This is a genomic window from Rouxiella sp. S1S-2 (assembly GCF_009208105.1).
Classification (GTDB): Bacteria; Pseudomonadota; Gammaproteobacteria; order Enterobacterales; family Enterobacteriaceae; genus Rouxiella.
The window spans coordinates 942,151-965,708 of sequence record NZ_WFKL01000001.1; the positions used below are offsets into that span (position 1 = coordinate 942,151).

The 23,558-nt window shown below is 51.8% G+C and carries 20 protein-coding genes; 2 read left to right on the forward strand and 18 right to left on the reverse strand.

All coding sequences use genetic code 11. The annotated features are described in order from the left end of the window. Positions 1-9: 9 nt before the first annotated feature. The 9 genes from GA565_RS04430 to GA565_RS04470 all read right to left on the reverse strand — a co-directional run bounded on the left by GA565_RS04430 (position 10) and on the right by GA565_RS04470 (position 10,319). Positions 10-1,194, reverse strand: coding sequence for an SIS domain-containing protein (locus GA565_RS04430; protein ID WP_152197498.1), 1,185 nt, complete (start codon positions 1,192-1,194; stop codon positions 10-12). Further along, on the reverse strand, positions 1,191-2,489 hold the full coding sequence (locus GA565_RS04435) for a D-tagatose-bisphosphate aldolase, class II, non-catalytic subunit (RefSeq protein ID WP_152197499.1): 1,299 nt from the start codon (positions 2,487-2,489) through the stop codon (positions 1,191-1,193). The genes GA565_RS04430 and GA565_RS04435 overlap by 4 nt, the downstream gene beginning before the upstream one ends. A gap of 50 nt (positions 2,490-2,539) precedes the next feature. Further along, a complete protein-coding gene (gene agaR / locus GA565_RS04440) occupies positions 2,540-3,310 on the reverse strand; it encodes a transcriptional repressor AgaR (RefSeq protein WP_152197500.1) in 771 nt (256 codons plus the stop codon). A 342-nt stretch (positions 3,311-3,652) separates the two neighbouring features. After that, positions 3,653-4,552, reverse strand: a complete 900-nt coding sequence (locus GA565_RS04445; protein WP_152197501.1) for an ROK family protein — start codon at positions 4,550-4,552, stop codon at positions 3,653-3,655. Positions 4,553-4,569: 17 nt separating this feature from the next. Continuing rightward, complete coding sequence (locus tag GA565_RS04450; RefSeq protein ID WP_152197502.1) at positions 4,570-5,871, reverse strand: Gfo/Idh/MocA family protein; 1,302 nt, start codon at positions 5,869-5,871, stop codon at positions 4,570-4,572. A gap of 42 nt (positions 5,872-5,913) precedes the next feature. Continuing rightward, positions 5,914-7,035: an ABC transporter ATP-binding protein gene (locus tag GA565_RS04455; protein ID WP_152197503.1), complete on the reverse strand. Its 1,122-nt coding sequence runs from the start codon at positions 7,033-7,035 to the stop codon at positions 5,914-5,916. A 53-nt stretch (positions 7,036-7,088) separates the two neighbouring features. Beyond that, a complete protein-coding gene (locus GA565_RS04460; protein WP_152201310.1) occupies positions 7,089-7,871 on the reverse strand; it encodes a carbohydrate ABC transporter permease in 783 nt (260 codons plus the stop codon). A gap of 103 nt (positions 7,872-7,974) precedes the next feature. Continuing rightward, positions 7,975-8,949 carry a carbohydrate ABC transporter permease gene (locus GA565_RS04465; RefSeq protein WP_152197504.1) on the reverse strand — a complete coding sequence of 325 codons (975 nt, stop codon included), beginning with the start codon at positions 8,947-8,949 and terminating at the stop codon, positions 7,975-7,977. An 89-nt stretch (positions 8,950-9,038) separates the two neighbouring features. Beyond that, positions 9,039-10,319, reverse strand: a complete 1,281-nt coding sequence (locus tag GA565_RS04470; RefSeq protein ID WP_152197505.1) for a sugar ABC transporter substrate-binding protein — start codon at positions 10,317-10,319, stop codon at positions 9,039-9,041. A gap of 693 nt (positions 10,320-11,012) precedes the next feature. On the opposite strand from GA565_RS04470, the gene GA565_RS04475 reads away from it, so the two are divergent. Further along, complete coding sequence (locus GA565_RS04475; RefSeq protein WP_226950907.1) at positions 11,013-12,473, forward strand: DUF4091 domain-containing protein; 1,461 nt, start codon at positions 11,013-11,015, stop codon at positions 12,471-12,473. A 317-nt stretch (positions 12,474-12,790) separates the two neighbouring features. Next, positions 12,791-13,651 carry a fumarylacetoacetate hydrolase family protein gene (locus GA565_RS04480; protein ID WP_152197507.1) on the forward strand — a complete coding sequence of 287 codons (861 nt, stop codon included), beginning with the start codon at positions 12,791-12,793 and terminating at the stop codon, positions 13,649-13,651. Between the two features lie 67 nt (positions 13,652-13,718). Here the strand turns inward: GA565_RS04480 and GA565_RS04485 are convergent, their stop codons facing one another. The 9 genes from GA565_RS04485 to GA565_RS04525 form a co-directional block, all read right to left on the reverse strand. Continuing rightward, positions 13,719-14,579: a ribokinase gene (locus GA565_RS04485; RefSeq protein WP_152197508.1), complete on the reverse strand. Its 861-nt coding sequence runs from the start codon at positions 14,577-14,579 to the stop codon at positions 13,719-13,721. 1 nt (position 14,580) lies between these two features. After that, positions 14,581-15,438, reverse strand: a complete 858-nt coding sequence (locus GA565_RS04490) for a MurR/RpiR family transcriptional regulator (protein ID WP_152197509.1) — start codon at positions 15,436-15,438, stop codon at positions 14,581-14,583. Next, a complete protein-coding gene (locus GA565_RS04495) occupies positions 15,438-16,409 on the reverse strand; it encodes an ABC transporter permease (protein ID WP_152197510.1) in 972 nt (323 codons plus the stop codon). The genes GA565_RS04490 and GA565_RS04495 overlap by 1 nt, the downstream gene beginning before the upstream one ends. Before the next feature lie 53 nt (positions 16,410-16,462). After that, entirely contained in the window at positions 16,463-17,965 is a 1,503-nt protein-coding gene (locus GA565_RS04500) for a sugar ABC transporter ATP-binding protein (RefSeq protein WP_152197511.1), read from the reverse strand. Positions 17,966-17,985: 20 nt separating this feature from the next. Further along, on the reverse strand, positions 17,986-19,029 hold the full coding sequence (locus GA565_RS04505) for a substrate-binding domain-containing protein (protein WP_152197512.1): 1,044 nt from the start codon (positions 19,027-19,029) through the stop codon (positions 17,986-17,988). A gap of 76 nt (positions 19,030-19,105) precedes the next feature. Continuing rightward, entirely contained in the window at positions 19,106-20,086 is a 981-nt protein-coding gene (locus tag GA565_RS04510; RefSeq protein ID WP_152197513.1) for a TIM barrel protein, read from the reverse strand. A gap of 347 nt (positions 20,087-20,433) precedes the next feature. Then, positions 20,434-21,306: an SMP-30/gluconolactonase/LRE family protein gene (locus tag GA565_RS04515; RefSeq protein ID WP_152197514.1), complete on the reverse strand. Its 873-nt coding sequence runs from the start codon at positions 21,304-21,306 to the stop codon at positions 20,434-20,436. A gap of 14 nt (positions 21,307-21,320) precedes the next feature. Then, complete coding sequence (locus tag GA565_RS04520) at positions 21,321-22,427, reverse strand: substrate-binding domain-containing protein (protein ID WP_055781975.1); 1,107 nt, start codon at positions 22,425-22,427, stop codon at positions 21,321-21,323. Positions 22,428-22,446: 19 nt separating this feature from the next. After that, positions 22,447-23,538, reverse strand: a complete 1,092-nt coding sequence (locus GA565_RS04525; protein WP_152197515.1) for an ABC transporter permease — start codon at positions 23,536-23,538, stop codon at positions 22,447-22,449. Positions 23,539-23,558 lie beyond the last annotated feature (20 nt).

Below are 23,558 nucleotides of genomic sequence, written 5' to 3' on the forward strand. Positions count from 1 at the left end.
AAAGCAAAACTAAAGCGCTGAGGCGCTGGCCTGATCCACCGGCTTTGAATAGTGATAAATCGTGACTCCTTTCACCACGCGGTTAACCTCGCCGGTCGGGCAAGGATTATCCGGCGTCAGGCCGTGGGCCAGCGAGGTTTCCATTGCCAACATCTGTGCAAAAAGTAGGTAGGGGAACATCATCCACACATCATCGCCTTCGTGATGCAATGTTTGCACGTCGGGCACGGTATCGGCTTCGCCGCTCAGACCGACCATTTGCTGCACCAGTCCGTCACGCTTGAGCTCGTGCCACAGGTCAACGTCGTACTGACGCGCATAGCTGTCGCTGGAAAACATCATCAGCACCAGCGTCCTGTCGTCGACCATAAATTTTGGTCCGTGGCGAAGACCCAGCGGTGAGTCATAGCGGGTGACAATGCGACCGGCGGTAAGCTCCAGCATTTTCAACGAGGCTTCTTCCGCCAAACCGGTAAAGCAGCTGCCGCCTAGGGTGATGTAGCGGCTGAAACCGCTGTTGGCCAGTTTTTTCACCTGCGGCTGCAGGCTTTCGCGCAGCAGATAGCAGCTTTCGACCATTGCATTCAGTTGTGGATAGGCTTCGCTGAGCGACTGTGGCCCCAGCAGCAGCGCCGCACTGAGCATCATGCAGCTGAAGCTGGAGGTCATGGCAAAGCTTTGGTCGTTGGAGCCTTCCGGCATTACCACTGCCAGCACGTTGTCGCGGCCTTCTGCATATTGCGCCAACTGACTGTCCGGGTTACACACCAGCATCAGGTGATAGCACTCCGGCACCAGTTGGTCTGCCAGCGCCACGCTGGCCACACTTTCAGGACTGTTGCCCGAGCGGGCAAACGACACCAGCAGGGTGGGGCGCGAGCGGTCGAGATACTGATGCGGATTGGCAACAATATCCGTGGTGCCATAGGCTACTACGTCACGGCCAGTTTGCTGGCGCAGCCATGGCGCTAGCGCACGACCGGCAAAGGCGGAACTGCCTGCGCCGCAGAGCACAATTTGCAGACGTGGGTCGGCCAGCAGCGGTTGCAAAAAGGGCTGCCACTGTCCGCTGTCGTGGGTTAGCTGCTGATGCAGGCGACGCCACATGTCCGGCTGCTGCCATATTTCGCGGGCGGTGTGCAGGGCGTTGTGCTGATCCAGCCAGTCGGTGCTGTAGGAAAAATAGTGGCTCATGATACGTGCTCCTTGACAGTTGGCTGGCAGGCATCGGCATAATCCGTCAGCACTTCACTGATTTTGTGTATAACCCAATCCTGGGGATCGGAAGAAAGCGTGCCGGCGTTGATAGCGCGGGCCTGTTCAGGCAGATATTGGCTGAGCAATGCCAGCGGAACCGGATTTTTTCGCAGATTGTCCAGCATGTGGTCAACCGCCTGTGAAACTTCAGGCAGCGGCCAGTAATAACGCACGCGGTCACTGAGGCTGTATTGTCGATACAGGTGTTGCTGATGCGGTTTACCCGGATAGTAGCGGCGCCACTGCTCGGGGCGCTCACACATCACCTGTTCCAGCGTGGAACATAGGTGTGAAGCCTGATGCTCTCCCAGCCATTCCCGCTCAATGTGGTCGAGAGCAAACAGCGCCTCGCGCAGGGCAAACGTCAGGGCAGGGCCGACTTTGAGAATGGCAAAGTGGTCGCGCACCAGTTGGCGATAAGCCTGCGGGGGCTGGTAATCGGTGGAGTGAGCCTCATATACCAGCGTCGGCCAACTCTCGATAAAACGGGTCAACTGGCGCGCACGTTCCGGCTGATAGTGTTCAACGCTGTGGTTATCAAATTCAACGCCAGGCTGGACGACTAACGCGATCACTCGAGGCCAAACCGAGGCCAGACCCTGCGCCATCCAGGCACTGCGGTGCACGCCGAGTGTGGTTTCAACCGCCTCTGGCGTAGTGACGTGCATGCCTTCCTCCAGCTCACCCTGTGCGCCGCCCGGTACCGGCACTTCAGTGCCAATCACGTACACCGGTGCTTCTCCGCCGTGCAGCTGCCAGTTTTTTTCCGCGATGGCGCAAAGGCGTGCGGCACGCTGAGCCACCTGTTCGTCGCCGAGCGGGAAAGGGTCTCCGGCGCATGACATTGAACAGTCGAGGTGAATTTTGCGAAAACCGGCGGCGATGTAATCGGCAATCAGCGTGTCGGCCAGCGCCATCGCCTGTTCTGCGTCTTTATCCTGCCAGGCATTGGGGCCAAGATGATCGCCGCCGAGCCAGACGCGCTCGCGCGCTAAACCCAGCGCATCGGCCTGCTGCCAGACAGCATCACGAAACTGATGCGGCTGCATACCGGTATAGCCACCAAACTGATTGACCTGATTCGAGGTCGCCTCAATTAACACCGCGCTATCCCGCTGTAGCGCCTGACGCAGCGCGGCCTCTATTACCCAAGGATGCGCCGAGCAGACAGAGAACACGCCCACCGGTTCCCCGGATTTGTGGCGTTGGATCAGCGAAAGTAGTTGTTGCATGAAAACTCCTTAACAGGATGGTCGACTGACAGAATGTTCGATAGATTGCTTTAGCTGTCGGCGATGATCACCTCGACGCCTAAATTGTGCAGCGACCGGCGGTACTCGTCGGGAATGCCGCTGTCGGTCACCAGCTTTTGGATCTGCCCAATTTCACGGATCATGCAGAAGCTGGTGCGGCCAAACTTGCTGGCATCCGCCACGGCAATCACTTCACGCGCAACGTCACACATTGCGCGATTGAGCTGCGCTTCTCCTGGATTGGGCGTGGTAATGCCGCTGACCAGATCAAAACCGTCTACACCTAAAAACAGCTTGTCGAAACGGTATTGGCGAATGTGCTGCTCGGCCGAGGGCCCATAAAGCGACCATGATTTGCGCCTGACGCTGCCGCCTATCACCATCAAATCCACCTGCTCGTTGCTGGCTAATTCAAAGGCAATGTTGAGTGCATTAGTCATCACCACCAGTTCCTGCTTGCCCTGCAACTGAGGCACCATCTGGCTGATGGTGGAACCGGAATCAAGAATGATGGAATCTCCATCGTTGACCAGCGCGGCGGCGGCACAGGCGATGGTGTATTTCACGTCGCGATTGATACGACCTTTGTCCTGCAGCGGGCGGTCAAACACGAACTGTTTGTTAAGCTTGGCGCCGCCGTACGCGCGAACGGCACAGCCACTTTTTTCCAGATAACGCAAATCGTTACGAATGGTCACGCTCGACACGTCGTATTGCCCGCTAAGATCTTCAACCCGCACCGACCCTTCACGACACAGCTGGTCGATAATTAACTCTCGACGTTTTAGCGTATTAATCATTGGCGTTTACACTCCCGAGGCAGCGGTGCTGTTTCTGCTTACGTTAATTTTGCTGCTTTCGGTGTTTCGAGGTGATTACACCAAACGCAACACCGAAAATCAACGTCATTTTTTTACAATAAATCCTTATATATCATAAAGTTAATCATTATTTTCTTTCGTTTTGCTCTGAACCGAAAGACCGCAAGAATGAGTGAAAACCTTTAAAACGGTTATTTTTCAGCGCTTCTTTCGGTTTCCCTACGCACTATTTTTTTAAACAGTGAAAGGGCGTAATTAACGGAATACTTTTTATCTTTCGCTTATTTGATGAAAAATATTTCGGCCATGGTCCACGCTCGGCTAATGGTGGAGCAGGGCCGCGCCGCGTACGCCGCTGCTGTCGCCAAATACCGGCGGCAAAATAGCCGCGGGGTTGCTGTGAGCGAATAACCAGCCGCGCATTGCCTGTGGCAGCAGTTGGTAAATCTCGGGTATGTTCGACAGGCCGCCGCCGAAAACAAACGCGTCAACGTCGAGCATCAGCTGCAGGCTGGCCAGTGCGCTGGCGAGAATATCGATATAAAGAGTGAACAGCCGTGCGGCCAGCGGACAGCCTTGCCGATAGTGCATCAGCAGTTCTGGCACGCTGGTGGCCGGATGGTTAACATGCTGGCTCAGCGCCATCAGTCCACGGCCAGAAACGTAGCGTTCAAAGCAGCCGGTCAATCCGCAGGTACAGGTGAACAGCGGCAGGTCATAGCGCTGTACCAGCTGCGCCGAAATAGGCGTGTGTCCCCATTCGCCCGCCAGCCCGTTTTTCCCCTTGTACAGATGCTTGTTAAGCACCAGACCGCCACCTGCACCGGTGCCGATAATCACACCAAAAACAATGTCATGACCGCGAGTTTGTTCAGTACTGGCTTCTGAAAGTGCAAAGCAGCGGCAGTCGTTTTCAATCGCCACTGGCCGCTCCAGCGTATGGGTGAGGTCATCCTCCAGGCAGTGGCCCGACAGGCACGGAACGTTAACCGAAAGTTGCCGATGGCTCACCGGGTCTGTTACACCGGGCAGGCCGATGCCGATGCTGCCTCGCGTGTGCAGCGTCATGTCAGCCTGCGCGACCAGCGTTTTGACACAGTTCAGAAACTGCTGATAGTCTCCGGTCGGCGTATTGACCCGCTGGCAAAAAACCTGGTTAAGGCGGTCATCAAAGGCCGCCATTTCAATTTTTGTGCCGCCAATATCAAATCCATAGCGCATCAGTGCTCTCCTTGGGATCAGGCCGAATGGACAGCGATAACGGCCCCTTCGCGGCGCGCGCGTTCGGCAGCGAAAACCATTAAATGGCTTTCCAGCGTCTCTTTAGGACCGGAGAGGATCTGGCTGGCGTCGTTGCGTCGAACGGCGTCGATAAAGTGTGCCATCAGGTAGTAATCACCGCCGCCGTGGCCGCTCATGGTGCTGCTTTGCGCCGGACCGATGTCGTCGATGTCTTCTACGTCGTACACCTTTTCGCTGTCGTCGATAAACGAGGTGATGCGGATAAAGCGACCGTCACCCTCCAGCGTGCCGTGGCTACCGAAAAGCTGTGTTTTGCGGTCTTCGTGGCGAGTGAAGGCGGTCATGGTGAAAGAGGCCGTCTTGCCGCCGGCGAACTGAATGTTGACCACCTGATGGTCGACCACGTTATTGTCACAGCGATAAACGCAGCGGCCGTACTGACCGTGGCGCAGGGCGGCAATCAGATTTTCCTGGCTGACTTCCGGCGTCAGCACGCGCAAAAAACCCTGCGTGGATTTGTGGGTATCGCCAAGATAGATTTTTTTGGCCGAATAGGGACACGTGGCTTCTACGCGACAGTCGAGGCAGTTATCGGCGGCATCGGCCGGTTGATTCTCGGCGCGGAAATGACGCAGGCCGCCAAACGAGCTGACCTGCTCGCACGGGGTATCCATGATGTAGCGGATCCAATCGATATCGTGGCAAGATTTCTGCAATAGCATCGAGGCCGACTGCTGGTCGTTGCGCCAGTTGCCGCGCACGAAAGAGTGGGCCTGATGCCAATAACCCACCGGTTCCAGATGCTGCATGCTGATCACGTCGCCAATCACCTTGTCGCGCAGCAGCTGTTTGAGTTTCTGGGTGTAGCGCGTGTAGCGCAGCACGTGGCCTACCGAGAAAATAACCCCCGCACGCTGCACCGCCGCAACAATATCTTTGCACTCCTGGCTGTCGGGCGAGAGGGGTTTTTCCAGCAGCATATGATAGCCCTGCGCCGCAAAAGCCAGTGCCGGCTCGAGATGCATACTGTCCTGAGTACAAATCAGTACCGCGTCAGCCATTTTTACCGCGGCGGCCGCGTCTTTCCAGTCTTTGAACACGCCCTGTGGCGCGATGCCGTGCTGCTCGACAAACTGCTGCCGATAGGTATCACGCGGCTCGGCCACGGCGACAACGCGCATCAGTTCTGGATGTGCCAACGCGTAGCGTGAATAGATTTCACCTCGCGCACCGGCACCGACAACCAACACGCTCACGGGCTGAGTGGGCGTTAAAGCAGATGATGATGTAAACGACATAAGGGTTCTCCACATTGCAAACTGTCAAAAGGGCCGTAACGTTTAGTGATGTTGTTTTAGATTTAGGCCAGTTTCTTTGTCGAACAGGTGTGCACGCTCGAGAGCAAAATCGAGCCAGATTTGTTCCCCCAGCAGCGGGTCCCAGTCATAGCGCGTCGCAACGCGGGTAATGAAACGATAGCCGCCGATGTCGCAGTGCAGCAGCTCTTCATTGCCCATACGCTCGACGGTAACGATGGTGGCGGCAATGGCGTTTGCATGGCCCGCCTCAACCAGGCGCAAATACTCGGGGCGAATGCCGAGACACACTTCGCTGTGGTGATAGCCGCTAAGTTGTTGGTGCAGCTGAGGGGGAAGATTGAGCTGCGTACGCTCGCCGAGGCGCAGGCTGATGGAAAATCCCTGGCGAACCAGCGGCAGGTCATGCAGATTCATCGACGGACTGCCAATGAACTCAGCCACGAAGCGGTTGGCCGGTGAATGGTAGAGATTGACAGGTTTATCGACCTGCATGATTTGCCCACGGTTTAACACGCAGATGCGGTCACCCATGGTCATGGCTTCAACCTGGTCATGGGTGACGTAAATCATGGTGGCGCCTACGCCTTCTTTTTTAAGTTGATTATGTAAATCAATTAGCTGCACGCGCATCGAAACGCGCAGTTTGGCGTCAAGGTTTGATAAAGGTTCATCAAACAGAAAGACTTTTGGCTTGCGCACAATGGCGCGACCTACCGCCACGCGCTGGCATTGACCGCCCGAGAGTTGGCCCGGTTTACGCTGCAGTAAATTGGTAATTTCCAGCTTTTCGGCGGCATTACGCACCCGACGGTCAATCTCTTGCTTACTCTCTTTGCCAATCAGGCTAAACGCCATGTTCTTGTAAACGGTCATATGGGGATAAAGCGCGTAGTTTTGAAACACCATGGCGATACCGCGATCCTTGGGCATGGTGTCGTTTACACACTGATTCTGAATGATGATTTGCCCTTCACTCACGCTCTCGAGTCCGGCAATCATGCGCAGCAGTGTGGATTTGGCGCAGCCTGAAGGCCCGACAAACACCATAAATTCGCCGTCGCGGATCTCCAGATCAATGCCGTGAAGCGCTTTAAATCCGTTCGGATAAACTTTTTCAACGCTATGCAATTGTATTCCGCTCATCTAACTCTCCCCCCCTGCATCTTTCGGGGTGATAAGGTGATTAATAAAAGGGCTTAACCTTTGACGCCTGAACTGGCGATGCCCTGAATGAAATAGCGCTGAAACAGAATGAACAGCATCAGCATCGGGATAATGGCCATCAGCGCACCGGCCATCAGCATCGGATACTCCTCGCCCGCGCGGCTTGACAGCGACGCCAGACCCACGGGAAGCGTGAGTTTGTCGCTGCTGGTGTTGACGATCAGCGGCCACATCAGGTTGTTCCAGCTCCACAGGCCGTTGATGATGATGCAGGCCACGATCCCCGGGCGAATAAGCGGCAGCATAATGCGCCAGAAGATAGTGAAGTGGCTGTAGCCGTCCATCAGCGCGGCTTCTTCCATCTCTTTCGGCACGGCCATAAAGAACTGGCGCAGTAAAAAGGTGGCGTAGATGCTAAAGACGCCGGGAAGGATCATCCCGGTCAGGGTGTTGATCAGACCCAGCTTCTGCACCACTAAAAACTGCGGAATGAGAAACGCCTGACCGGGTACCATCAAAATTGAAATACACAGCACAAACACCACGTTGCGTCCGCGAAAGTGCAGGCGGGCAAAGCTGTAGGCGGCCATGGTAGCGATAGCCATTTGCAGCGTGACGGTGAAAAACGTCGACAGGATCGAATTTAGATAAAACCCGGTGAAGGGGATCTCGTGCAAAATACGCCCATAGGCCGAAAAGTTAGGGTGCGAAGGCAGCATCTGCAGTGGGATCTGGATGCTTTCGGCCTGAGTTTTAAGTGAAGTAATTAGCATCCACAGGAATGGCACCACCGACGCCAGACTGGCGAGCAGCATGAAGGAATAGACAGCCCATTTTTGGGTGTCGAACCGCTTCGCCTGCGTGGCGCGGTGATGTAAGTCCTGAGTAGGGGTTGAAAATAGGCTCATTGAATGCTCCTTACGACACTTTCAGGCGTTTGCCGATGGCCATCTGGATAAGAGTGATCAGCATGGTGACGATAAAAAGCACCACGGTGATGGCGGAGGCGTAGCCTTTTTCCTGCAAATAAAACGCATTTTTGAAGAACAAATAGGTAATGGTCATGGTGTCGCTTTCGACCATTGAACGATTGAACATCAGGTAGATGACGTCAAAGATTTGCAGTACTTCGATGAAGCTCATGACGGAAACAAAGAACAGCGTGGGGACCATCATCGGCAGCGTCAGGCAGAAAAAGCGGCGCAGTGTGCTGATACCGTCAATGTCGGCGGCTTCGTAGATTGATTTCGGAATATTTTGCAGTCCCGCCAGCAGGATGATGATTTTAAGCGCCAGCGAAGACCAGATGATGATGATGGAGACGCTCAGGCGCACCACTTCCGGGTCAGATAACCAGCCCACTGCCGAGACATCAAAGAAATGCAGCAGGTAGTTAATCAGGCCAAAATCTTTGTTAAATAACCATTGCCACACCATGGCAACGGCGGCGGGCATGGTTACGGCGGGCAAGAAAAGCAGAGTACGAAACACCGCTTTGCCGCGAATATTCTGATTAAGACCCATCGCCAGCAGCAGGGAAAGCGTCAGGCTGACAGGCACACACACCACCACGTAAAACAGCGTATTGAAAATTGCCGAATAGAAATCGTCGTCGCTAAACAGGTCGCGATAGTTATTGAGATTAAAGGTGCTCCAGTTCATGAACTGGTCAAGATCGGTGAAGCTGTAGAAAATGTTTTGCAGGAAGGGAATGAAGTAAAACACCAGCAACCCAATCAGCAACGGCAGGACCATTATCCAGCCCCAAAAACGTTCGGCGCGCTCAAGGCGGGTTAATATGCGGCGCGCCGGGCGAGCGGAGGCGGTATTGAGGTCTTGGGTGACGGTGTTTTGCTGCTTTACCGCAACCGAAACCGATTCTGCAAGCGACATGGTAAATACCTCATGTGGGTGTGCAAAAGGCCCTCTCCGACCCACAGTGTTAATCGGCCAGAGAGGGTGAATAACGCTTCAATTAACCGTTACTCTTCCATGACGCGAGAGATTTTTTTAACCGATTTGTCCATCTCTTGTTTGGCGTCGGCGCCCATAAAAATGCGCTTCAGGCTGGCAATCCACATGTTTTGCCATTTTGGCGTGTTCGTCCCGGCGGTGGGGTAGGCTTTGGTAAAATTGAGCGTTTCGATGTACGGCGTGACGTCAACATTTTTAATGTTGGCTGCCCATGCTTTTGCTGCCGTTTTGTTGGCCGGGATCACGGCGTTGGCGAGAATTTCCTGTGATGGCTCTGAGCTCATAAATTGAATGTACTTCCAGGCTTCTACTTTGTGCGCGCTCTTGGCCGACATGGCAAATCCAAGGCTGTGCGCCACGCCGGACTGACGGTCTATTTTAGGCATAATTACTACGCCAATGTGGTCATTAATCAGTGGATTACTGGCGAAAGGCGCCGCCAACCAAGAACCCGCGTAGGCCATCGCTGCACGGTTGGACTGGAAGATGTTCTCAGTTTTGACTTCACTCATCTGTTGCGCGGTGGGCAGCAGGCCGGTTTTCATCATTTCCTGTAGCTGCTGATAGACCCAAATTGATTTATCGTTGGCGATATCGGTAGGTTTGCCGTCGGTTGGCACCACGTTGTTGCCACTTTGATAGAGCAGGTTGAGGTAGCTATCCTGACCGTCATTGCTCAAATCCATCACCAGCGGGAATTCGTCACCTTTCAAACCGGCCTTTAACTGGGTAGCCTTGGCTTTCAACTGGTCCCAGGTCCAGTCGTTAGTGGGATAACTGACTTTGGCTTCATCGAACAGCTTTTTGTTATACCAGACGGCAATCGAGTCGACGTCGCGTGGAATAGCCAGCTGTTGCCCTTTATATTGATAAGCTTTAACCGAGCTGGCGACAATATTATTCAGGTCGAGTTTGCTTTTTTCAATGTCGCTATTTAACGGTTCCAATAAACCATTTTTGGCGTATTGAATGAAATAGGGCATGTTAATCCAGAATATATCTGGTGCTACGCCACCGGCCGCTGCTGCGTCAAGTTTTATGAAATATTGTGCGGCGGGAGTCAGTTCAATATCAATTTTAATGTCAGGGTTTTCTTTTTCGAAATTCTTGGCAATTTGCTGCTCGGCGGCTAATTGATTTTTATCCCACACGGCATAACGCAAGGTTATCGGGTCCGCAGCGTGCACGGAGAATGAAATGAGGGCAGGTAATAATATCGCTGATGCAATTATGCGACGGCTAAATAAAGCCGGTGCAAATAGAAAATCGGTGCATTTGGTTCGTGACATTGACATCCCCTTGGTCGTTCGAAAAATAAACATTTACGTAACGTGCATTCTTTCTATCCCCTAAATTTCGGTGTGTCAATATCACTACTTTTGCCCTAAATCAGTGCGGATTGCTTTCGATGTTGTTAAAATCGAAAGGTTAAAAGCGAAAGATGAAAGCTGTTTTCCTTGTAACTTTTCGATAACATTTACCGGCGCTTCTCCTGACGGCAAGCGGTGTCGGGGCTGTACTGTCGAGGCCTGGCGGGCAGAAACCCTGCACTACAACGGGGAATAGAAAAGCTTTTATTGTGCATCCAGATAAATCTTTCATTTTTGTGATGTAAATAAACAAAAAAAAACGGCTTTCGTTCGTTTTAGGTGAGTGACTGTCGCGGTCCAACATTATCAATGAGATCTCCTCTCATCTTGCATATTGTATATTTAATAAAAAGGTGTCAGGTTTAATCATCATCTCTTTTAATTGTCGATGCGAGTCTACCTATTATGCTGCTATCAATATCCTTCACTCATAGCTTGGAAAAAATATTTCATCAAAAAATATTGCCCGCGTTTACTCCCCTCCATCACCTTTCACTTTTAAAAAATGAAAGTCTTTCTTTTCAGTGTGTCTATTGTCTGAGTAAAGAGGACGATGAGCCGCGCAGGCAATTACGCTATGAGCTTGATAGTCCGCTGTCTGAATATATCCAGGTGCGCCAGGTACGTCATGTTCCCAGTCTTTTTCCTTGTTACGCAACGACCGATGACGATTATCTCACCACCGAACCCGGATTATTCCCCGACCCACTGATGCCGCTGAAGAATAATACATTCTTTGTTAACGGTAATTATTACGGCAGCCTGTGGCTGACGCTAATGCCCGCAAAAGAAAGCCTGCCTGTCGGTACATTCAGTTTGAACTTGCGGGTTATTGACGTGGCCACTGAGCAGGTTTTGGCAGAAAAAGCGGTGGAAATCGAAATTTTGCCTTGTGCTTTACCGCCACAAAAGCTGCTTCATACCGAATGGCTGCACGCCGACTGTCTTGCTGACGTTTATCACATTGAGGTGTTTAGCGAGGTTTGGTGGCGGACGATCGAAAATTTTGTGCGCTGCGCGGTAAAAAATGGCGTCAATATGATCCTCACGCCGGTTTTCACGCCGCCGCTGGACACGGCAATTGGCGGCGAACGCACCACGGTGCAGCTGGTGGGGGTCAAGCAGGATGCTGGTGGAGTCTATCATTTTGATTTCAACAGGCTTGAAAGGTGGGTTTCGCTGTGCCAGCAGTTGGGGATCACGACCTTTGAAATTTCTCATCTCTTTACCCAATGGGGCGCACACCACGCGCCAAAAATTTTAATCGAAACTGAGGGAGAGCTGCGTCAGGTATTTGGCTGGCACACGGATGCCCACGGCGCTGAATATCGTGATTTTCTGCACGCCTTTTTGCCCACGCTGTGTGAATTCTTGCGTCATAAAGGGTTGGAAAAGAACGCCTGGTTCCACGTCTCCGATGAGCCAAAAATGGCAGATATTGAGGCATATCGTCGCGCTAATAATCTTATCCGCCCGCTGATCGCTGGTTTTCCGGTACTCGATGCACTGTCAGACTATGAATTTTATCAACAAGGGCTGGTAGAAAATCCGGTCACCGCCAGTGACCATATAGAACCGTTTTTGAGCAATAAGGTGCCTAATTTATGGACCTATTACTGCTGTGTTCAGAAACTGGCAGTCGCTAACCGATTCTTTGCCATGCCGTCTTATCGCAACCGAATTTTGGGCGTACAGCTTTACCTTTATTCGATAAGCGGGTTTTTACACTGGGGATTCAACTTCTATAACAGCGGACATTCGTTGGAACACCTCGATCCTTTCGCTATCACCGACGGGCAGGGCGCTTTCCCTTCGGGCGATCTGTTCGTGGTCTATCCGGGTGAAGACTATCAGCCGATTGAGTCACTGCGTTTACTGGTGTTGCGCGAGGCGCTGCAGGACCTGCGCGCACTGCAGTTACTCGAAACGCTAACCAGCCGGGAAGCGGTTGAAGCGTTAATCGATAATCTGGCGGGTATGCACATTACTTTTAAGCAGTATCCCCGCCAGGCCGAGTTTTTGCTGACGCTCAGAGAGCAAGTCAACCAACAGATAATTCTGGCCTCCGTTTGACTGCCGCAGGTATGAAAATAAATGATTTCATACCTGTATTAATTATTTTGGTGGGTTCTGAAATAGTTGTTAAAGAAAAATAGGATTTGATCATTAATTTCGCTAATAATCTGCTGCCAATCTTCAGTTTGACTGTGCATTATGTTTAGCTCTGTGACAAAATTACGGCCACTTGATGTGCTGTAGCATTTTGCTCGGTTGCCATCTTGTTTTTTTGTTGTTTAAACACCAGCCAGGTGGCCATTTTAGCTAAATAAAAGATCCGATAGACAGCAGGCGTCGCCGTTGCGGTCTATGTTGTTGATCTAAGGAATCCTATGAAATTAGCCAGTTTTTATCGCCCGCAGTCCGATCAAAAGTCTTATGGTATTGTTACTGAACATGGCGTTATTGATGCGGGAAAAAGATTCTCCGACCAGTATTTAACGCTGCAGTCTCTATTAAATGACAATGCATTAGACAAGCTGTATCAATTGGCGGGTTCTCCCGTTGATTACCTTATTGAAGATATTGTTTTTCTGCCGGTTATTGAAACACCAGGAAAGATTTTCTGCGTGGGTATGAATTATTCAGATAAGCGCAAAGAGTTCGAAGAAAATAACAACGCGCCGACCTTGTTTATTCGTTTTCCGGATACCTTTAGCGCCCATAAAGACAATCTTATCAAACCGGCCTCTAGCGATGAGTTTGATTATGAAGGCGAATTAGCCGTGGTTATTGGCCGCTACGCCAGTGAAGTGAAGAAAGAACATGCGCTGGATTATATTGCGGGCTACAGCTGCTTTATGGATGCGACAGTGCGCGATATGCAGCACACCTGGTTCACGGCGGGAAAAAACTGGAGACAGACCGGGGGTTTTGGTCCGTGGCTGGTAACGAGTGACGAAATTAGCGACCCTCAGGCGTTGCCCATCGAAACTTTCCTTAATGGTATGCGCGTACAAAACGATACTACCGGTAATATGATCCACTCGGTTGCTGACATCATCGAATATATCTCTCGCTTCAGTCCGTTATCACCGGGCGACGTTATTATTACCGGTTCGCCAGGCGGCGTAGGTAAGAAAAGAACGCCACCTCTATTTATGAAAAGTGGCGATGTGATAGAAGTAAAAATCGGTGGAATTGGCACCTTGACCAACCAAATCGTCGCTCAAGCTGTTGCTCAAGCCGTATAGTTCGTTAAAACCCAAGACATGATGAGATTTCCCCTGTGCGTGATTGCAGGGGGGAGTTTCATTGTCTCTACGCCCTGCGTGATACGTGCAGCGCGGCGGCTTTATTCGCTTTCACGACCGATGTGTCCAATGACTCGCCCTGCAGCATTGATGCACACAGCATTCCCATAAAGCAGTCACCCGCCCCGTGAGTACTTACTAACTCGATTTTCTCTGCTTCAATGGCCTGAGACTGCCCTTCGGTCCCACAGTAGGCTACGCCCAGTTCACCGGCGGTCACCACTACGACGGGATAGGTTTTATTCAGTGCACGAGCAGCTTCTGAGGCATTGTGCAGGCTGTTAACGGCGATGCCGGACATGTCCCGGGCTTCGACCGCATTGACCACCAACAAGTCGATATGTTTTTGCAGCTCGGCTGAAAGAACTTTGGCCGGTGCGGCGTTAATACATACGCTTATACCACGTTTTCTCGCTTCGACAGCGGCACGAAGATTGATCTCTTCCGGCAGCTCGTTTTGTAGCAACAGCATGCCAACGCCAGTCCACAGCGCGCTGTCACCAAACTGTTGCGCATTCATTTTGCTGTTGGCATTTGAGATAACCACCGCGCCGTAATCGCCCTCGGCGTCAGTAATGGCAACGCTCATGCCTGATGCACTGCCGTTGACAATCTCGACGTGTTGAACATCGACGTGGTTTTTTTGCAAAACGTCGAGCAGCCATTTGCCGTGGGCATCATCGCCAACCGCACCTGAAAAACCGACTTTAATCCCCGCCTGTGCGGCAGAAACTGCCTGATTTCCGCCTTTACCGCCAAACTTGTATGAACATCCAGTGCCGATGACCGTTTCCCCTTTCTCGGGGCGATGGTGCGCGTCCACCATAATATCGTAATGCAGACTACCGACAACGAGGAGCTTACTCATATTAGTATTCTCTTAAGTTTTTAACGGCTTGTTGTGTCTTATTTAAATTTAGCGCAGCTTTCTTCAGGTCTTTTTTGGCAATAGCCACGAATAACGCATCCAGTATATTGAGTTGGGCGATGCGCGCCGCGGCGTTTTCCCCTAATAAATGTGACCCCTGTGAGGTGGAATTAAGGACTATGTGCGCGTCTTTGGCTAAAGACGAACCCGCATAGTTAGTAATTGCAATCACCTTTGCCCCATTTTTGGCGGCGAGTCTTATTGGGTCAATTACCGTTCTGGTCATTCCCGAATGGCTTATTGCTATCACCACGTCGTCGTCGCTTAAAATAGCCGCCGACATCATCATCATATGGGCATCATCATGAACCATGGCTTTAATACCGATTTTAAGCAGTTTATGTGACAGGTCGCGCGCCACTGACGAAGAACCGCCTACGCCATATAAATCGATATGCCTGGCTTTAAAAAGAATATCTGCTGCCCGATTAAATTCGGAAATGTCTAAAATGGTTTTTGTTTCTTCTATTGCCTGAATCGAGGTGCGAAAAACCTTTTCAAGTAATTCTTCCGACGAATCATTAGGCCCAATTTCAGAATGCAGATTAGCTACATCAGAATTATTGTAGTAAATAAGGCTGGTCCTGAATTCTCTAAATCCCGAGAAGTCTAATTTTTTGGCCAGCTTAACAATCATTGCCTCCGAAACGGCATTTTCCAATGCCACCTCTTTTAATGATGTCTGTTCGGACAAATCATTTTTGGACGTCATTGAGTCGACTACTTTTCTTTCTAATGGAGTGAGTTGTGGCAACCTCATTCTGATATGAGCACCTATGGCTCGCGGATCTTGTTTCATTACTTACCTCGTGTCGCCCGGTCAATCAGCATGGCTATAATAATGATGAGGCCGGTGGCAAGCAATTGATAAAAGGCCTGTATATTCATTAGTGTTAAGCCGGTGCGCAGTGAGCCTAAAATAATCGCGCCAATAATAGTGCCGATGATGCTGCCTTTACCGCCCATCAAGGATGTGCCCCCAATGGCGGCGGCGGCAATTGCGTCCAGCTCCCACAGATTACCCATGGTAGGCTCCGCTGCGCCGAGGCGGGCGATGAGGATGAGCGATGCTAACGCGGCCAGTATGCCGGAGATAACGTATACCGTAACTTTAGTTCTTTTGACCGGAACGCCGGCAACGCGGGCAGCTTCTTCATTACCGCCTACGGCGAGAATGTATTCACCCAGCGGCGTTTTATTCATTAAAATCCAGGCACATATCGCAATCACCACCACAATCAAAATCGGGCAAGGAATGCCGAAGACTGTGCCGGTAATGACACTGCGAAACGCCAGCGGAATGCCAAAAATCGGGCTGCCGCCGGTGGTAATCAATGCCAGCGCGCGAAACAGAGACAGCGCGCCCAGCGTCACAATAAACGGCTGTAAACCGGCATAGGCCACCAGTATGCCGCTGAATAAACCGCACAGCGCACCGATGCCCAGCGTGCCTAAAATCGCCAGCGGAACCGGCACGCCTGCAACCATAAGCGTGGCGCCGAAAATCGCCGACAGCGCCGCGGTTGAACCTACCGAGAGGTCAATGCCGCCGGAGATAATCACCAGCGTCATGCCGAGTGCAATAGCGGCGTTTAATGACGACTGCTGCAAAATATTCAGCAGATTGGGCACGGTAAAAAATACCGGCGACAAGGCTGAGAAGGTACAAACGATAATTAATAATCCAATCAGCGTACCTGTGTCTCGAAGGTTAAATTTAAATAACGTCGAAGTGCGTAAAGCAGGCATGGTTTTTCCTTGAGTATTCATTTTTCAGCCTCTTGTCGGTCTCAATCTGCCGGGTTTTGCAGAGAGTTGCAGGGTTATTTTTTATTAAAAGCTTCATTGATAGCGTATTGCGCGATATTTTCTTCGCTAATATCGTCACCTGTTAATTCCGCTGCGATTTTTCCCTGTCGCATGACTAATACGCGGTCAGAAATACGCATAATTTCCTGCATCTCTGACGATACGACCACGACGGCTTTACCTTCTTGAGCTAATTTTTCAATCAGGTTATAAATTTCCGATTTGGCACCGATATCAATTCCGCGCGTTGGCTCGTCAAAGAGGAAAACTTTAGTATCCGCTGCGACCCAGCGACCGATAATCACTTTTTGCTGATTTCCTCCGCTTAATAAACCAATATGCTTATCAATATCCAGCGGACGAAGTTTTAATTCTGACATCACCTGCAGCGCGGCATCAGCCAGCTTCGATTTTTTAATAAAACCGTTACGGGTGTAATTATGCATTTTAGGCAGTGCCATATTGACGGCCACTGAACGCTGCTTAATGATGCCCTCTTTTTTACGGTCTTCCGGTACCAGTCCGATACCGGCTTTAATCGCGTTTGACACGTTGAGCTTGTGAATTTGTTCGCCGTTGACATAAACGGAACCGCTGGTTTTATGATCTATCCCAGCAATCAGCTTCAATAACTCGGTGCGCCCTGAACCGACCAGGCCAGCAATGCCGAGGACTTCACCCGCCTGGACGCTAAAGCTGGCGGGTAAAACGTCTTTTCCACGGCCGAGATCTTCGACTTTGAGGATCTGTTTATCGGTTATAAACGACTGATGCTGTACTTTTTCAAGCTTGCGGCCGATCATCTTCGACACGATAGACTCTTCGGTTTCGTCCCTGATATTCACCACGCCCACCTGCCTGCCGTCGCGCATAATGGTGGCGCGATCGCAGATCCTGAAGATCTCGTTCATCTTGTGCGATACGTAAACGATCGACACTTTCATCGATTTGAGATCTGCAATCAGCTCCGCAAGACGGTCAAACTCGGTGGGCGTCAGGCTGGAGGTCGGTTCATCCATGGCAATAATTTTTGCGTCATCGAGCAATGCGCGAGCGATCTCGACGATCTGCTGCTGGGCAACTTTCAAGTTCTTGATGGGTTCGTCGGGGTTGATCGACGGATCCAGCTGTTTCAGGATAGTTTTTGCGCGTTCGAGCTGCGCTTTTTTGTTAACAAACAGCCCTTTGTAGTGCGTTATCGGGCGACCCAAAAACATATTCTGAGCAACGGAGAGTTCAGGGACATGCTGCAACTCCTGATGAATCATTGCGATACCGGCCTGGCGTGCAGACAGCGGGTTTTTCATCTTGATGATATTGCCATCAACCATGATTTCCCCGGCATTGGCTTCGCGTACGCCGGACAGGATGTTGAGCAGGGTCGATTTACCTGCGCCGTTTTCGCCGATCAGTGCGTGAACTTCTCCCGGCACGACCGAAAAATTCACCCCTTCAATGGCCGCAACGCTACCGTAAATTTTGGTCATTCCCTGCATACTTAAACGATAATTTTCCATACCCCCTCCGCTGCTTTTAATTATTTTTGTTGCTCAAGGAGTTTGCGTAGCTTCTCGTTATCTTTAGTCGAGAAAGCATCAGCATTGTCTTGGGTAATCAGGGCCTGCGGCGTTGAAACCACGCGGGAGATCTTTTGTCCGTCGATGAGGCGTAGCATGACGTTCATCGCGACTTCACCGGTCAGCACCGGGAAACTGTCTACGGTGCCGGTCAGCTCACCGCGTTTGATTGAAGCATAGGCATCGGAAATACCGTCGGTACCGAATACCGCCGTTTGCTTACTTTTACCGGCGGAACGCACCGCTTCAACCACGCCCAGCGCCATGCCGTCATTATTGGCATAGAATCCAATCAAATCAGGGTATTGCTGCAAAATGGTCGACGCCGCGTCGTAGGCTTTTTCGCGGCTCCAGTTGGCGGGAACGCTGGCGACGACTTTAAATTTAGGGTTTGCCGAGATAGTTTCACGGAACCCTTTAGTACGCTGGCCCGCGGCGTATACGCCGGGCTGACCTTCAATAATCGCTACGCTGCCGCCGTTCGGATAGTGCTGAATGAACCACTGCGCCACGCGTACGCCATTGTCTTTTTGCACGTTGCCCACATAGTGCGCGGCGTTTGGCATCACGGCGTCGTTAACGTTAACCACTGAAACGCCTTTGCTTTGTGCCACTTCATAGGCGGGCTGCAGATTGGCATCGGTCTGCGGTGAAACCAGTAGGCCATTAAAGCCTTCGGCAATCAGGGTTTCAGCGATGGAGAGCTGACCCAGTTGATCGTCTTCGTTAGCGGCAGCCTGATAGGCGAAGGTGAAACCGTCCTTATCCGCCACGTTTTTATAACCTTGGCCGAGTGAGCGCCAGTATTCATTAGTCAGCGTCTTGGAGACACCGCCAATTTTCAGCTTGGCGTTAGGTTTCGGCATCGGGCCGTATTTCGCGTCGAGCTGTGTCCAGTCGGTGCGGTCTTGCTCGGTATCCGACTGCAAAGGCGGCAGTTCGGCGGCATAAACGCTGGTGCTGAGTAGGGCTGAGGCGATTGCCATTAATAGCAACTTTTTCATGTTCTATCCTTTATTGTTATGAGGTATTTGGGGGGTGTCACAACCTTAAGGCTGCGCATCTCCTCTGTAGGGATTCTTATTGTGCAAACATGATGTCATTTATAATCAGCTGTGAGGCTACCGCGTCTTGTTGACTGATAGCGGCGTGCAGCGCCGGATTGTCGTCCAGTTTTTCACACAGTTTAAGCAGGCGTTTGACGGTCGCGATGTTGGCCTGTGCTTCACGAACCGGGTCCAGACCGCTGGCGTCCGGGAAGGTATCAAAGTAGTAGGCACCCTGATAACCGTCACGCTTCATCTGCCACAGGAATTCAAGCGTCGCTTTTGGATTCACCGAGGCCACCATCAGACCATCATCGCGCTTGCCCCAGCCGTCGTTGCAGTCAAGTCCCAAAAGGCGGGAGCGGCGTGAAACCATGGCGGCGGCGTAGGCCGGAATTTCGTTGGCGTACAGTACGTGGGCAAAATCGAGGGTGATACCCAAATTCGGACAGCCGGCTTCCTCTACCGCAATCAAGCAGGTGGTGACGTTAGGGAAGATTGCAAAGGCGCGCGGTTCGTTAGGTTTGTATTCAATGCTGATATCGCAGTCCGGTGCGTATTCGGCGATTTCGCGCACCGCGCTCACCGCGTCGTCCCAGATTTTTTTGTAGTCCGCCTGGAAGCAGTAGTCAAAGCCGTCTTGCCCCATCCACAGGGTCATCAGGGTTGAGCCAAACTCTCGGCCTGCGTCAATGCCGCGCTTGGTCAGCTCAATGGCCTTGCGGCGAATTTCAGGGTTGGGATTGGTGAAGGCACCAATTTTAAACTCTGGCGCATCCCAGCGCATTTGCATGCCGTTGACCGCCAGTCCTACGTCTTCGATTCTTTTGCGAAGCGCAGGAATGTCAGTCGTGATGTGCTGTGGATAATTTAAATCCAGGTGAGTTAATCCTTCAACCGTCGAGGCACGTTCAATCATTTGTAACACAGACGGTTTGCCCTGCTGGCCTGGCCAGTAAAGGTGTGCCCCAGAGGCAAATGAGTTCAAACGTGTAGCAAATTTTAGTTCAGACATTTGTCTTCCTTTATAAATTGAACGTGATGTACTTTCCAGCTTTACGTTATTTTGTGAAGTTATGTGATTATTAGATCTTGCTGTCATGGATTTCAAGATTAAAAAATACTCAAATTTTGAATTTGAGAGGGTATTCACAGTTTTGCTTATTTCTGCATTGTGGTTGGGTAAATCTTTGCTTTTTTCTTGCAGGAAGGCGTGTGGTTTACAGGCTGGTAAATCAAGGGCAGAGAAGTCTTCCGAACGAAGGTGTTAAGCTACAAGTTTACTTTTTATTTATTTTTTGTGAAGTAATGGCTTCGGTATAAATAAGAGACTCGGTGAGCGTGGATTGCCCACCGAGCGGATTATGCAGAGATTAAGCGGATGCGATAAAGCGAGGTGGTGGCGGTGATGTAAAGCTCATTGCCCTCGGCACCGCCCAACGTACAGTTAGACACGCGTTCGGGTACGGGGATTTTTCCCGTTTGATTGCCCTGTGGGTCGAAAATAATCACCCCGTCTTCGCAGCTGCAAAATATATTGCCATGGCTATCGATGCAAAAACCGTCGGGAATGCCGGGTGAAACGTGGGTGAAAAATTTACCGGCACCCAGTTTATTTCCCTCCACCGGAAACACTCTCAGCTCGCGGCGTCCCAGCGTGGGGAAATCAACAATGGACATATCGGCGACGTAAAGCAGGCTTTCGTCCGGTGAAAAGGCCAGACCGTTGGGGCGCTGTACGTCGCTGGTGGCGATGCTCAATGCGCCGTCCCGTGGGTCAAAGCAGTAAACGTAGCAGCCGATCACCTGACTCTCGGATTTGTACCCCTCTTCGTCATTGATGATGCCGTAGGGAGGGTCGGTAAACCAAAGGGTGCCGTCCGAACGCACCACGACATCGTTGGGCGAATTGAAGCGTTTGCCGTCAACTCGCTCAACCAGCAGCGTGACTTCGCCGTTGTGTTCCGTTCGGCTGATGCCACGCCTTCCGTGCTCGCAGCTGACAATTCTGCCCTCAGTATCCAACGCATTGCCGTTAGCAAAGTTCGATGAGGCGCGAAACAGGCTGACGCCCTCGGACGCTGACCAGCGGAACATCCGGTTGCCTTTTACGTCGCTGAATATCAGCGAATTTTTATGCGGCAGCCATACCGGACCTTCTGCCCAGATGGCAGGTGAGCAAAGCTTTTCAAGCGAATTATCCGGCGCGAACGCCGGTTTATTGACGTCGGACATGATTTTCTCCCGCGCTACTTCACGCCCCAGATAGCTTTGTAATGACCCTGATAATCGTTTTGTGGGTCAAACATATTATTTTTACCGCCGTCACTGCCGATATTGTCGCGAGTGACCAGATGCGCGGGCGTCACGTAGCCAGAAGGTGGCTGTTTAGCGAAGGCGCGGTTCAGCTCATCGAGCAGCTGCCAGCCGTGCAGTTTCAGCGGTTCAGGCACCGTAGCCGATTGGCTGTCACCGGAGCGAATGCGCTGGTAGGCAGAGATTGAGCCATCCCCGGCGGAAATGTTGAACGGGGCTTTATCGCCCCCTTTGCCTGCAGTTTTCAGCGACGGGGCCATAAAATCAAAGTACAAGTCGTTGATAGCTAACGCGTATTGGAATTTATCGCCGTATTTCTGCAGCAGACTAAAGGTCATTGACGGCATGCGGTTGGCGGTGTCGGCCAGCGGCGTATCAATAAACTCGAGCACCTGGCATCCGCTGCATTTTTCTATTTCCTTCTTCATTACATTGGCCTTATCCAACGCAATTTGGTACAGCGAATCGGTAAAGATCAGCACTTTTGCCTGACCGTTTGACTTCACTACCGCGTACTGCGCGGCAATTTCCGACACCTGAGTGGAGTCTGAGGTCACGTTATAGAAAACGTTGTATTTCGGGATCGGGCCAGGCTCGGGCACCGCGTGCCAGGCAACCAGGGTGATGCCTTCACTGATGGCTTTTTTCAGGGGGATTTTTGCCACGTTGGGATTCCAGCCGCCTATCACGATGCCGTCGGGCTTTTGCGCAATAGCCTGATTCAATGACGAAAGCTGGTCTTTGATGGAGCCGCCGCCGTCGAGGGTTTCAAGCTTCCATCCCGCCGCTGCTGCCGCCTCGCTCAGGCCCTGCTGCACACCTTGAACGCCACCGTTTTTCATATCCGAGGCAATAAAGATAATGCGTTTTCCAGCCACCAGTTTAGGACCGGTGGTGGGGCCATCCCATTGGGTGACCGGTGCGGTAGCTTTCTCTACCGCCAGTTTTGCCTGATCCAGATAGGCATCAGCCCACGCGGCAGTAGAACTGAATAGGGCGCTGCTTAATACTATTCCGACTAAGAGGTTTTTTGATTTCATTATTGTTCTCCAGTGTGACTTATGGCCGCAAATCGGTTTCGGGGGTAGGGGATGACTCTTTTTTGATGACGGCCTGACTGCGTTGCACCGCCTTTTGATTCAATAAACGGCGGCGCTGCGCATAGCCCGCTAGGGTTATCGACAGCAGCAAGGTGACACCGTTAAACAGCGGTTCGACCCAGAAGTCGCCGCCAAACTGCTGAATACCGGCAATGCCGATCGCCAGTACCGAGATGCCGACCACCGTGCCCCAGACGTTGACGCGGCCCGGTCTGATGGTTGTGCTGCCTAAAAATGCGCCGACCAACGCCGGTAATAAGTAGTCCATGCCGACGCTGGCCTGGCCCACGCCCTGCTCGGAGGCGATCAGTACGCCGGTGAAACCGGTCAACACGCTGGAGGCAATGAACGCGCCGATGGTGAAGCGATTAACGGAAATGCCGTTCAGCCTTGCCGCTGCCGGATTGCCCCCAACGGCATACATGCAGCGGCCAAGCGGGGTGTGTTCGGTGATGAGCCACAACACGACTGCGACCAGCAACACATAGAAGGCAACGATGGGAATGCCTGCAATTTCCGTATGATGAATCGCGGTAAACGCATCAGGCAAATCACCCACAATCTGGCGCCCCCCGGAGTGCCATAGGGCAATGGCGTACAGCACGGTGCCGGAACCCAGCGTGGCAACAAAACTGTCGATGTCGGCCAGTGCGACCAAAATGCCGTTCAGCAGCCCGTAAAGTGCGGAAAGCACCAGCACGGCTATCACCGCAAACTCCCACGAGAAGCCGTATTGTACTTGCAGGGTGATGGCCAAAATGTGCCAAAGCACGATGCCGAAGCCGACGTTGAGGTCAATTTTACCGACAATCATCGGAATCGTGGCCGCCAGCGCCAGCAGGGCAATTTTCGACTTACTGGAGAGAATGGCCTGCAGCGTGAGCATTGAGGCAAACGACGGCGTTGCCAGCGAGAAGAAAATTACCAGCGCGACGCACAGCAGCAACAGGCCGTAGCGGGTGAGGATTTGCATACTCCACGGGCCAGCACCGTGCTGACGAAGGCTAACGCGCTGTTCTAACGCGGTTGATTTTACAGATGTTTTTGACATGACATTTTACGCCTCATAGT